The sequence below is a fragment of the Emticicia sp. W12TSBA100-4 genome (assembly GCF_040253585.1).
GTDB lineage: Bacteria > Bacteroidota > Bacteroidia > Cytophagales > Spirosomataceae > Emticicia.
Genome location: NZ_JBELAU010000003.1, coordinates 295142 through 307622, shown reverse-complemented (window position 1 = coordinate 307622; position 12481 = coordinate 295142). Strand labels below are relative to the sequence as shown.

General features: G+C 34.9%; 9 protein-coding genes and 1 riboswitch. Of the genes, 2 read left to right on the top strand and 7 right to left on the bottom strand.

Annotation, left to right across the window (positions count from 1 at the left end; all coding sequences use genetic code 11):
• Positions 1-97 precede the first annotated feature (97 nt).
• Positions 98-2149 carry a TonB-dependent receptor plug domain-containing protein gene (locus ABR854_RS05230; RefSeq protein ID WP_350264308.1) on the bottom strand — a complete coding sequence of 684 codons (2052 nt, stop codon included), beginning with the start codon at positions 2147-2149 and terminating at the stop codon, positions 98-100.
• A gap of 138 nt (positions 2150-2287) precedes the next feature.
• Positions 2288-2537: riboswitch (cobalamin riboswitch) on the bottom strand.
• A 137-nt stretch (positions 2538-2674) separates the two neighbouring features.
• On the bottom strand, positions 2675-3106 hold the full coding sequence (locus ABR854_RS05225) for a helix-turn-helix transcriptional regulator (protein WP_350264307.1): 432 nt from the start codon (positions 3104-3106) through the stop codon (positions 2675-2677).
• Positions 3107-4073: 967 nt separating this feature from the next.
• Between ABR854_RS05225 and ABR854_RS05220 the strand changes: the two genes are divergently transcribed.
• Positions 4074-5369: a voltage-gated chloride channel family protein gene (locus ABR854_RS05220; RefSeq protein WP_350264306.1), complete on the top strand. Its 1296-nt coding sequence runs from the start codon at positions 4074-4076 to the stop codon at positions 5367-5369.
• A gap of 124 nt (positions 5370-5493) precedes the next feature.
• Here the strand turns inward: ABR854_RS05220 and ABR854_RS05215 are convergent, their stop codons facing one another.
• Positions 5494-6300 carry a 2,3,4,5-tetrahydropyridine-2,6-dicarboxylate N-succinyltransferase gene (locus ABR854_RS05215; protein ID WP_350264305.1) on the bottom strand — a complete coding sequence of 269 codons (807 nt, stop codon included), beginning with the start codon at positions 6298-6300 and terminating at the stop codon, positions 5494-5496.
• 627 nt (positions 6301-6927) lie between these two features.
• On the opposite strand from ABR854_RS05215, the gene gap reads away from it, so the two are divergent.
• Positions 6928-7941 carry a type I glyceraldehyde-3-phosphate dehydrogenase gene (gene gap, locus ABR854_RS05210; protein ID WP_350264304.1) on the top strand — a complete coding sequence of 338 codons (1014 nt, stop codon included), beginning with the start codon at positions 6928-6930 and terminating at the stop codon, positions 7939-7941.
• 62 nt (positions 7942-8003) lie between these two features.
• Here the strand turns inward: gap and trmB are convergent, their stop codons facing one another.
• The 4 genes from trmB to ABR854_RS05190 form a co-directional block, all read right to left on the bottom strand.
• Complete coding sequence (gene trmB, locus ABR854_RS05205) at positions 8004-8663, bottom strand: tRNA (guanosine(46)-N7)-methyltransferase TrmB (RefSeq protein WP_350264303.1); 660 nt, start codon at positions 8661-8663, stop codon at positions 8004-8006.
• A 130-nt stretch (positions 8664-8793) separates the two neighbouring features.
• Complete coding sequence (locus ABR854_RS05200) at positions 8794-10098, bottom strand: bifunctional folylpolyglutamate synthase/dihydrofolate synthase (RefSeq protein WP_350264302.1); 1305 nt, start codon at positions 10096-10098, stop codon at positions 8794-8796.
• A gap of 126 nt (positions 10099-10224) precedes the next feature.
• Positions 10225-11205: a hypothetical protein gene (locus ABR854_RS05195; RefSeq protein WP_350264301.1), complete on the bottom strand. Its 981-nt coding sequence runs from the start codon at positions 11203-11205 to the stop codon at positions 10225-10227.
• Between the two features lie 140 nt (positions 11206-11345).
• Positions 11346-12455 carry an HU domain-containing protein gene (locus ABR854_RS05190; protein ID WP_350264300.1) on the bottom strand — a complete coding sequence of 370 codons (1110 nt, stop codon included), beginning with the start codon at positions 12453-12455 and terminating at the stop codon, positions 11346-11348.
• Positions 12456-12481: the final 26 nt, after the last annotated feature.

Genomic DNA, 12481 nt, shown 5'->3' with positions numbered 1-12481 from the left:
TTTACTATTAATGCTTTTTGACTGTTTGCTGATGTTGAGAATAATGTTGTCTAAAGTTTCTCTATACCGTGATACACTTAGCAGTATATTAGGGCGTCTAATGAAAATTGAATACTGCTGCCAATTGAAAATTGATACCTGGCATCGCATTGCGTTTGACATTCGGATAAACTGTGTTCGTAAGATTATTAGCTTGAAAAATCAAGTTAGCATCTTGCGACATAATTTTGATTTTGTGTGTAAAAGTTGAGTTAAGGATAAAGTATGACGGGAAAGGCTGACCTGAGTGGTCGAAAGTGAAATAGCGTTCAGAATTGAACACCCCTTGTAGGCTGGCATTCCAACGTTTTTTGCTGTAATAAATACTGCCAGAAACCGCATGGCGAGGCACATAGATAAGTTGCTTACCGATGAGGTCTTGAGCATAGACATCATACACTTTTTGTTGTGAAGCATAGGTGAGTGAATATGCCAAAATTAAACCCGCAGTTTTCTGCTGAATGAAATCATTGTATTTGAGAGAAGAACTAAACTCTATTCCTTTGCTCAAAACCTGTTGTAGATTTTCTACCCTATAGTTTTTCTCAGGATTCCAATACGTCCAGTTGTCGATGAGGTTATGGAAAGCATTGACCGAAAAAGAAGATTTGAAATATTGTCCGTGCAGTTGTTTATACTCCAAACCTATTTCTTTATTGAAACCATTTTCTGGTTGAATATCAATATTGCCCAAAACTTTCCAGTACCGTTCGTTTAAAGTAGGAAGTCTATAACTACGAGCTACATTTCCTAAGAACTCCAATTGTTGAGATTTATTCGTAAAAAGATTTAAAATTAATCCAAATGCGGGGGTGAATGGAGCTTTGTATCGACTTGAAAGTGCTTGTCTTAGGTTAAGCGTCGTAATAATTTTATTTGGTTGATTATTCCATTCAAATGATTTACGGATAAGAGCAAATATATCGCCACGGTTTTCATGGATGATATCAGGCCCGTAACCATCAACTCTGGTGGCATAATGAACGAATTCACCACCAGCTCTGACGGTCAAACCGGCGTGGTTTTTATGGCTAATAAAGTCATGTTCGGTTCTTATGATGTATCGGTCAGTTGAGGCATTGCTTGGATTTAAGAAATCACCTTTGCCATAATCTAAAATATCTCTGATGAAACCAAGCTTTATTGAAGTATTATCGAGTTGTGTTCCGCCAATAAATCTTAATGCTTGTGTTTGAGTAATTTCTCTAAAATCAATGATACTCGGTTGAATTGTTAGTTTATTATCAGTAAGCCAAGCATTGAGGTAAATAAGTCGATAGGAAGATTTTTTATTCGTATTAAATCTAAAATATAAATCTTGTACGAGTCCTTTTTGAGTAGTTTCGGAAGGTTCAATAGCGTATTCACGACCATTCCTGTCAATTCTTGATTCATTGAGTGCTGGAGTTTTACCGTCAAAGTTTCGGATGTTTCCACCATAGAAAAGTGTTTTTCCGTTGAGGACGCCATTTTTATAGATTTTGCTGAAGCGTAATCCTGCATTCAGATTTCCACTTCTAAAACTTCCGTATTGTCCGCCAACCACTGCATTCACTCCTTTGTTGTTCCAGTTAGGTACAGAGCTTAGTAAAATGCTTCCTCCAACTGCATCGCTACCCACACAACTTGCCGACGAACCATACTGAATAGCCATTTGGTCGAAACCCATTAGTGGGATTGTAGATAAATCTGATAGCCCGACTGTTGGTGAATTGATGTTTAGACCGTTCCAAAGTACTGCTGTATGATTTGCAGAGGTTCCTCGAAAAGAGATGGTTGTGAGCTGGCCAGAGCCGTAAGATTTTAGGGCTATGGGTGCTTGGAACTGCAAAAAATCTGACAAGTTTTGGTACTGAAATCGAGCCAAATTTATGGAGTCAATCTTCTGTACTTTTAATCCCGCCATGAATTTTTCTGGCGAAAATCCGAACACCTGAACTTCGTTTAATTGCTTACAATCCTTGCAATCGGGTGATGAAATTTCTTGAGAAAAAGCCCCTACTGAGATACCAAAACTCCAGCCCAAAAGTAAAATTTTGGGAATATTATTCTGGCTTTTTTGGGCCAGTTTCTTGATACGCCGTAAGGCAGCGTTCGCAGGATTTTGCATTTGAAAATAGAATAAAATTATTCTTCAAAAAGCACACTTCAAACCCAAATAAAGGTTAGTCAAGTCGGTGCTTTTCGACTAATAAAAAACAAGGATTTTGAAAATGATTCGCAACATTGCTCTTCCTCCGAAAGCAAATGATACATACGAAATACGGCAGGTCTCCTGACTCACCTCACTGATTGCGACACCTTCCCGCTTGGTTAGAAGCAGTGGTAAAGCTAAGTATGCCATAGACAAGGCAATCAGTTTTCAGAACCGAAATTCTGAGGAGGTTTACAGTTGCGGGGACAGTTCTCGATTGGAGCATTACTGCTGGACGAGATTCCCTATTAAGCTAAAAGCAAAAAGAAGTTTTACCGATAGCACCGTAATTCATAAACAAAGGTAATAGAATAAAATTGATTCTGAAAACAGAAGATATGATTTGTAATTGTAGAGGATAAAAAAACGGCCAAAACAAACGTAATGTGTTTTGGCCGTTAAGACATTTTATAATGAATCTCAATTTGGGATAATATTTTTTCAGTTGGTCTTGAACTCCTGAATTGTTCCATCTGTAAAGACAACCATGATACGAGCAATGCTTCCATGGTTTTGGTTCAGATTTGACAAAATGGCAGGATTCAGATTTTGTTGTGCTGTATTAAGCTCTGGCATTTTTCTTTCATTCGATTCTCGTGGCGAATACTCTGGGCGTTTTATGCTCGTAAGTGCTTGATTACCAGATACTTGAGTGGGTGTTTTAATCGTTGTTTCATCTTCTTCCAAAAACCAATTGAAACCTAATTCGGGGTATCTACGGTACATTTTCTGTACAATTTCCAAACTTGGCTTGTTTCTATCAGATAAAATGTGTGAAATACTCGGACGAGGCACACCTATCTCGTCAGCAAACTTGGTGGATGTTAAATCTTGCTCACTTATGAAGCGTCTGATCTTTTCGTTGAGGTTCATTTTGTCACAAAGTTAAATTATGAATTTTACATAATGAAACAGTATAAAAGAGTAAATAGTTACAATTATAAACTGATTATGTACAAATATAAATTGTTTGAGATTGTAAACCAAATACTTTTGTAAATATATTTTTATATTTGTAAATAGAGGCTGTTTACAGGGTGTTTACAAATATTAACCAATTGATTATCAGTTGTTTATATTGTATTTTAGGTGCTTTCGTAATTTTTAAAAGTTGGCTCAAGTAAAGTCCAGATTCTCGATTTGAATTTTGTGAAATTGAGAATAATAGCAATTATTTGATTTAAATGAACAATATGAGAGAAAGTACATAAGTAAATAAAATTTAAAAATAATTGCCAAATGTTTTGTTTTTAATACAAATGTCTTTATCTTTGTAAACACAAACTCAGAGGTATTAACAAGTGCTTTTCTAAATAAATTAAAAAACTATCGGCTTACGTTGCTTTTCTAATTAAAAGAATTTTAAGAAAAATTTAAGTAAAGGTTTACATTGAGGGTAGCAATACCAACAATTTGGGATTCAATCGTCATAAACTCCTATCTTTCTGAGGTAGGAGTTTTTATTTTACTAACGATCTATTCTTTACTTAATCTGTCATTTTGTCTTTCATGTTTGTATTTGCTGCCTATTATTCCATGCAAATTAATAATCGTCAGATTCGTCTATTTGCCTTCGGATTCGCAAAAAATATTTCTGGCTTAATCTAAACATGTGTTTTTTGGTACTTCTGGATTTTGATGTAGCGACGTATTCGCCATTATTTTACCCGACTCATTCGCAACACCTAACAAATTACTCGTAATTTAGAGCGAGCGTTGAAATACGGGTAAAAATGAACTACATATTCGCCAATTAACTACCCAACGCATTCGCAACAAAAACTTTTTAATTTATAATCTAAGTCTTCTCCCCTACACAGGAGAGATTAAACAGAACTATATGGTAAAGAACAATAATACAAGAGAGCAGATAGAACTAATACGACATATATTCCGAAGCATTTTATTGGTTACACCCGTTGCTGTTGTAATTGGATTGTTAGTTGCATTTTTTTTGTGGATGCTTGATTTTGCAACTGAACTTAGATGGAATAATAATTGGCTGATTTATCTATTACCGTTATCAGGGATTGTAATCACGATGTTATATCAGTTTTATGGAAAAGGCACAGAGGCTGGAAACAATTTAATCATTAATGAGATACACGAAAGCACTGAAAATGGGGTTCCTTTGAGAATGACACCTATCATTATTTTCACCACAGTCTTTACTCATTTGTTTGGTGGTTCGGCTGGCAGAGAAGGAACGGCAGTTCAAATTGGTGGAAGTATTGCTTCTTTTTTTTCGAGAATCATTAGACTTTCAAAAAGTGATAATAGCGTATTGCTCATGGCTGGAATTGCAGCAGGTTTTGGGGCAGTTTTTGGAACCCCAATTGCAGGAGCAGTTTTTGCCTTAGAAGTTTTATCTATTGGGCGTATCAAGTATGATGCTTTATTGCCGTGTCTGTTTGCTGCTATCGTGGCCGATGTTGTTTGTACTGCCTGTGGAATTACGCATACAGAATATTATATCAACTATCATCAATCTGTTTCGTGGTTAAAACCTTCTGTTGATTTTGTTTTGGTTGCAAAAGTTACATTATCAGGTATTGCCTTTGGTTTAGTAGCCATGCTGTTTGTGAAAACCTCAGATATGATTAAAGAAACAAGTAGTAAGTTTATCAAACTAAAATGGATTCTACCCATTGTTGGCGGAGGATTAGTTTTAGCGATAAGTTATTTGCTTGGCACAACTGATTATCTTGGATTGGGTGTAAAGACTCAAAGTGGAAGTGGTGTTAGTATTGTATCAGCATTTAATAAAGATGGTGTAGAGGCATTTAGTTGGTTTTGGAAATTGTTACTTACTGCAATTACCCTAAGTATGGGCTTTAAGGGTGGAGAAGTAACACCTCTTTTCTTCATTGGAGCAACTCTGGGGAATACATTGGCTGTTTTGTTAGGTTGTCCGATTGACCTTTTGGCGGGATTAGGCTTTATTGCGGTCTTTGCCGCTGCTACCAATACTCCTTTGGCAAGTATCATACTTGGAGTTGAATTATTTGGCGGTGAATATATCCTGTTTTACGCTATTTCATGTGTTGTGGCGTATTATTTTAGTGGCAGTAAGGGAATTTATCACTCGCAGCGTGTAGAGGTCTCTAAGAGCTTAAAAATGAATAAGACAGAGTAAGTTGAAGAGGATAATATATATGTTTTTGGTAAATAGACAGCATTAATCAAAAATGCCCATTCAAATTAGTTTGAATGGGCATTTTGTGTTTGTTATTGGTATCAGATAATTCGTTGTTTTTATCTTAAACCGAAACATTATTTTCTCTTAAAGCTTCATTGAGTGATGTTTTTAAGTCAGTGCTTGCCTTTCTTTGGCCAATAATTAAAGCACACGGAACTCCAAACTCTCCAGCAGGATATTTTTTTGGTAACATTCCTGGAATAACAACAGAGTTATCAGGTACATATCCAATATATTCAGTACCAGTATTTACATCAATTATCTTTGAACTGCCTGTAATTGTTACACCAGCACCAAGAACTGCTCTTTTTCCAACTCTTGCACCTTCTACAACGATGCATCTTGAACCAATAAATGCACCATCTTCGATAATTACTGGTGAAGCCTGAGGTGGTTCAAGCACTCCACCGATACCAACGCCACCACTAAGGTGAACATCTTTACCGATTTGAGCACAACTTCCTACTGTCGCCCAAGTGTCAACCATTGTACCACTATCCACATAAGCTCCTATATTTACATAAGATGGCATCATGATAACACCTTTTGCTAAAAAAGCACCATAACGAGCCACGGCTGGAGGTACAACTCGTACACCTAATTTATCGTAGCCAGTTTTTAGTTTCATTTTATCGTGGTATTCAAAAATACCAACTTCTTGTACCGACATTTGTTGCATTGGGAAGTAGAGGATAATAGCTTTCTTTACCCAGTCATTAGTTTGCCATCCATCTGCTGTTGGCTCAGCCACTCTAAGTTCTCCTTTATCAACCAAATCAACTATTTCTTTAATAGTATCTTGTGTACTTTGTTCTTTTAATAATTCACGGTTATCCCATGCTTGTTCGATGATTTCTCTTTGATTCATTATAAAATAAGTATATAAAGTATTTGTTTGCTTTATTTGGTGTAAATGGTTAATTATAAGGTGTTTACGTGTTTAGTTTAAGGTTTTTTTAAGTTTTATATTTATTTAAAATCCTTGTACTTTTCTAAGGCAAATAAAATTTGGCAGATATTAAGATATCCTTTGTTTTGATCTAAATTTATAATACTCAAAGATACATAGGTAGAAGTTTATTTGCAAGTAGAGAGTGTATTTAATAATGGTTATTGAGGAGGATAAAGACTCCTTCCCTACCTTCCACCATCTGGGATTAATAAACTTTGTATAATGATAGTCAATTTAAAACTTTGAAAATAAGCTAAGGCTGCTATTTTAAAGTTAAATACTTTAGTAAGGAGGCGAAATATATAGAATTTATACTCGACATTGTGAATGAAAGAGTAAAATATTACTATATATTTTAGCAATTTTTGCTAAAATATAATTGAGTTTTTAGTTAGTAATACTAATTATATTAGTATTTATATTTTGTATTACTAACCAAGGATTACAAATATATGATTCTAAACTTCTTAATCGTTTTATATTTATATTTCACAATAAATTTATTAACTTGCATCGTATTACTTAAACCAAAATTTTACGTAAATGTCAAAAGTTAAAGTAGCAATTAATGGATTCGGACGTATCGGTAAATTAGCCTATCGTCAAATTTATAACATGGAAGGAATTGATGTAGTAGCAATCAATGACTTAACAAGTCCTTCTACACTCGCTCATTTATTAAAGTATGATAGTGCTCAAGGAAGATTTAACGCTACTGTTACATCGACTGAAAATAGCATTATTGTTAATGGTGATGAAATCAGAATTTATGCTCAAAAAAATCCAGCGGATATTCCTTGGGGAGAGCATGATGTTGATGTAGTATTGGAATGTACAGGTTTTTTTACTGATAAAGATAAAGCTGCTGCTCACTTAACTGCTGGTGCAAAAAGAGTTATTATCAGTGCCCCTGCAACTGGCGATTTGAAAACAATCGTTTTCAATGTAAATCATAATATCTTAGATGGTAGTGAAACAATCATTAGCTGTGCAAGTTGTACTACTAACTGTTTAGCTCCAATGGCTAAAGTATTGAATGATAGCTTTGGAATTGTAGCTGGTAGCATGACAACAGTTCACGCTTATACTAACGATCAAAATACGCTCGATGCTCCTCATGCTAAAGGTGATTTACGTAGAGCAAGAGCTGCTGCTGCTAATATCATCCCTAATAGTACTGGTGCGGCAAAAGCAATTGGTTTAGTTTTACCAGAATTGAAAGGTAAATTAGACGGTGGTGCTCAGCGTGTTCCAACAATTACTGGTAGCTTGACAGAATTGACTTGTATTTTGAGCAAAAAAGTTACGCTTGATGAAGTAAATGATGCAATGAAAGCAGCCGCAACTGAAAGTTTTGGATACAACACTGACGAAATCGTTAGTAGCGATATTATCGGAACAACTTTCGGTAGCTTATTTGATGCCACACAAACTAAAGTTGTAACGGTTGGTGATAGCCAATTAGTAAAAACTGTTAGCTGGTATGACAACGAAATGAGTTATGTAAGTCAACTTGTAAGAACTGTTAAGTATTTTGCAACATTGATTTCAAAATAATTTGTAGTCTCTGGACTACTTATAATAAAAAAAAGGGCTTTTACAGCCCTTTTTTTTATTACTTATTTTCGATTTTTAGACGCTAAATAATTGATTTTATACCCTTTAGAAACAAACAATTTTTCATAATGAGTCTCAATTCCGAAGTGTTCGGCAAGTAACGGTGAAGTATATAAATCGGTTGTCTGCCTTAAAATTTCAAATCCAGCTGCTGGAATAGTATCGAGAGAGTACTCAAAAAGAGGGTAATTATCAGTTTTGAAAAAGAAATCTCCATCATTTTTTAGGACTTTTTTATAAAGACCTAAATAGCGACTGTTAGTAAGACGTTTCCGTTCTTCTTTATCTCGTGGTTGAGGGTCGGGATGAATTAACCAAATCTCGTCAACTTCGTTATCTTCAAAAAACTCTTCTAAAAAAGCCATTGAAGTTCGCAAAAAAGCGATATTTGTGAGTCCCCAATCATTGGCACGTTTACTCCCACGAGCAATTCTGTCGCCTTTTATATCAATTCCAATGAAATTTTTATCAGAAAATTCTTTTGCTAAACCAGTTGTATATTCTCCTTTACCACAGGCCAGTTCAAGAACAATTGGATTAGAATTTTTGAAATATTTTTCTCTCCATTTCCCTTTGATGGTAGTGTATAATTCTTTGCCTCTTTCGACAACATTTTCAGATTCTGCATTATGCTGAAATCTTGGTAATTTTCTTCTTGCCACTCTCCTACTTTATTTACAAATTATTAATTATCAAACACTTATATACTTTTTCTTATAATACTTTTAGTATTTATATTTAAAATAATTTTATTAAATTAAATATACTTTTAATAAAACTATACATTTTAAATTATATCTCATCTAACTCGGCTACAACGTAAGTACTTCCACCTACATAAATAAAATCATCTTTTTGAGCCAAATTCTTAACAAATTCAAGTGCTTCATTCACGCTGAGAATTGAATAGCCTGATAATCCATGCGAATCAGCTATTTTTATCAAATTCTCAGCGGGCGTAAAACGGGGGTTTTTAGCTTGACAAAAATAGTAAATTCCATCTTTTGGAAATAAATCAAGAATTTCATCTATGTTTTTATCTTTCACAAAGCCAAGAATAAAATACTTATTCTTAACTTTAAGCTTTGAGATTTGAGCTAAAACACTTTTTATTCCATTCTCGTTGTGACCAGTATCACAAATGGTCAATGGAGATTCTGATAAGATTTGCCATCTGCCTTTCAAACCAGTTAAATCTACAACATTTGAAATACCATTTTTGAGAGCTTTATCTGAAATTTTAAAACCGATTTTATTGAGTACTTGAATGCTTTGAATCACTCCAGCAATATTTTTTAACTGATATTTACCAATCAATTGTGACGATAAATTTTCATACAACAAAGTTTCCTCTGCACCATCTACTGCAAAAACATCAACTATCAACTTAGTTGATTGGCTTTCCTTTTCAATAATGTTGAGATTTTCTGAGGCAAAATAAATTTCAGAGTCTGTCAATTGTGCCTTTTCTAAAAAAACTGGCTTCGTTTCATCATTATATTCTGAAATTACAACTGGTACTTTTGGTTTAATAATACCGGCTTTTTCGCTGGCAATCTTTGGTAATGTATCCCCCAAAATATTTACATGGTCAAAGCCAATGTTTGTTATGACACTGAGTTCAGGTGTAATGATATTGGTTGAATCAAGACGACCACCGAGACCAACTTCAATTACAGCTATATCTACTCTTTCTTTAGCAAAAAAATCAAATGCAATTCCGACACTCAATTCAAAAAAAGATGGTTGTAGTTGTTCAATAAAGTCCTTATGCTCTTGAACGAAGGAAATTATATTCGCCTTTTGAATTGATACACCATCTATTCTGAACCTTTCTGTATAATCTTTCAAATGTGGAGAGGTATAAAGCCCTGTTTTGTATCCCGCACTCTGCAAAATTGCTGATAAAAAATGAGATGTACTGCCTTTTCCGTTAGTGCCTGCCACATGAATTGTTTTGAACTTTAAATGTGGATTTCCTAAATATTCGGAAATTTTTAAAATGTTTGTCAAATCCCCTTTAAATGCCTTTTCACCATCTCGATGAAAAACTGGGAGTAGTGAATATAAATAATCTATGGTTTCTTTGTACGTCATTCGAGAAATAAACTTTAGTGCAAAGCTAAGAAGATAGTGGCAAAACAGAAAATGTATTTAGTTGAATAAATGGACAAATAAAAAAGGACATCCGATGGATGCCCTTTGATTTTATCTTGAATTAGATTAATTACCCGATTGTATATTAATTGTAATTGTTCCCGTTGCTCTTGGCGGTGGCGTTCCTTCGGGAGAAAGCACTGAGCTAAGTTTTTGTTGAATATAATTTTTGTAAAAGTTCTGTACTGATGGACTAACCGTTGATGAAATAACGCTAATACCAACCACATCTCCTGAATCGTCAACTGTAACTTTAAAAACAATTTTGCCAGTTTCGGAAGAACCATCATTGGGTAATGATAATTTTCTTTTACTCCATCCACTAAGTCCACCAATTGAAGCACCAGAGCCTCCACCTTTACCAGGCTTGCCCATCATACTTTTTCCATCGGGCGTTCCTCTTGGGTCTCCTTTATCACCGACTTCTCCTTTTTTACCATCACCATTATTATTACCACCAACTCCATCTCGTGTACCGATTGTTCCGTTTGATGAACTATTAGATTTCGCTCCACTTCCAGAACCCGTTCCACCTTTTTTCATTATCGAACCTTCTTCAACTGAACGCTTCACTGGTTCTGGTTTAGCTTTTGTCTCTACTGGAGTAGGCTTAACTACTGGCTTAGTCTCAACCTTTTTTACTGGCTTATTATTTTCTTTTTCAGTTACTGGACTTTTCTCATCATCAGCCGTAATCACGGGTTTTGCAGGAGCTTCCTTCACTTTCACCTTTTCAACTTTCTCGACAGGTGGTGGCGTAACGATTGGCTTTGTTTTCAGTGGTTTTGCTTCGGCCTCATCTTTTTCTGAAGGTTTTACATCATAGTTATTTGGTGAGACATTGGCTTTGTTGGTTGTTTGAATATCGCCACTCCCAACTAAGTCAACACCATAATTGAGTTCGACACCCTCTGCCTCTTCTGGCGGTGTGTACATCAATTCTAAAAAAAACAGTAAACCCAAAAATAGAGCATAGATTACTAAACTCAATAAAAAAGCAGTAGTCTGATTTTGCTTATTTTCGTTATCGAGCGATGCTGATTGCATAGAATTTTATTTTAAATGACGAATAAATCGAATGATGATTGACGAATTATAAAGATTTATCTACCTATTTTGCTATAACAAATATTCATAAAAAAACCTGTAAGTGCTGCTTACAGGTTTTTTGTATCAATCGAATAGAATTAGTTAGCTTTGATAATTGCTGGTCGTTCTCCAATTAATTTCGTGTGTTTTTCGGCAAGCTGTGTCGCTTCAGCATAAGAACTGGCTTCGGCAGCAACTACTTTTGATAATTCACCTACTTTAACAACACTTGGAGAGAATCCATTCTTTTGAAGAATAAATTGCAATTTTTCTACGTTTTCTAAACTTTTAAAAACACCTGAAACAATCAAATAACGCTTTTCAGTATTATTTATTGTTGAAACTACTGTCTCAACTGTTGGTTTTACAACTGGTTTCGTAACTTCTGGTTTAGCCTCCACTGGTTTTGGAGCAATCTCAATTTTTGCAACTGGATTTGCAGGTTCTGGTTTTAACTCAGTTGTAGTTAATGGTTTTTCATCAAAATTCGGTTTGATGATTTCGGTTTCTGTAATTGGAGTTTTAAAGGCAACTTTCTGAACAACTTCCTCTTTTTTAGGAATATAGTCGAGAGGATTAAAACTACTTTTTGCAGTATCGCTATTACTTTTTGGCCCTGCAAAAAGAACAACAAATAAGCCAGTTGATAAAAGTAAAATCGGAATAGAATAAAGTGCGTAAGTCCAACCAGTCGATTTTCTTACGGCTGTACTCGAATACGATGACTTATGAATCAAAAGTTCCTCGGCATCTTCTTCAAAATTTTGACTATAAGTATATTTCTCTTTAGCAATTTGGCGTGGAAATAAACTATCAAAACCGAAACTTTCACTGTAAAAATTATTCTTTCTATCTGGCTCGAAAACTAAACTGTTTTCTTCATTCAACACAAAATTTCCAACTTTATCAAAACTAAATGTTTTTTCGGTGGCCAATGAATCTTTGATGTCGGTTACGAAAGATTGAATTTTTCTTTTTGCTTCATCAATGGTTACACTCTCACGGCGAGAAATGTGTGTAGCCAACAACCCATCATCTTGTTTTAAAATCTCATTGAAAGCAATTCTTTTTTGTGGTGGCATCAATGAGCCACTAATTTCATTGAAACTTGAGGGTAAATAATTTGCGATAAAAGCCCCAAAGTTTGGTACGGTCACGTAATCGTGTTCGTATAATAAGGTACGGATATGGTCAGCAACTGGTCTCATGAGAGATATTATAAATTTGGAGTCCT

Coding starts and splice junctions, on each gene's coding strand:
- ABR854_RS05225 (WP_350264307.1), bottom strand. CDS start 3,106: ATGAACCTCAACGAAAAGATCAGACGCTTCATAAGTGAGCAAGATTTA.
- ABR854_RS05220 (WP_350264306.1), top strand. CDS start 4,074: ATGGTAAAGAACAATAATACAAGAGAGCAGATAGAACTAATACGACAT.
- gap (WP_350264304.1), top strand. CDS start 6,928: ATGTCAAAAGTTAAAGTAGCAATTAATGGATTCGGACGTATCGGTAAA.
- ABR854_RS05200 (WP_350264302.1), bottom strand. CDS start 10,098: ATGACGTACAAAGAAACCATAGATTATTTATATTCACTACTCCCAGTT.
- ABR854_RS05215 (WP_350264305.1), bottom strand. CDS start 6,300: ATGAATCAAAGAGAAATCATCGAACAAGCATGGGATAACCGTGAATTA.
- ABR854_RS05230 (WP_350264308.1), bottom strand. CDS start 2,149: ATGCAAAATCCTGCGAACGCTGCCTTACGGCGTATCAAGAAACTGGCC.
- ABR854_RS05195 (WP_350264301.1), bottom strand. CDS start 11,205: ATGCAATCAGCATCGCTCGATAACGAAAATAAGCAAAATCAGACTACT.
- ABR854_RS05190 (WP_350264300.1), bottom strand. CDS start 12,455: ATGAGACCAGTTGCTGACCATATCCGTACCTTATTATACGAACACGAT.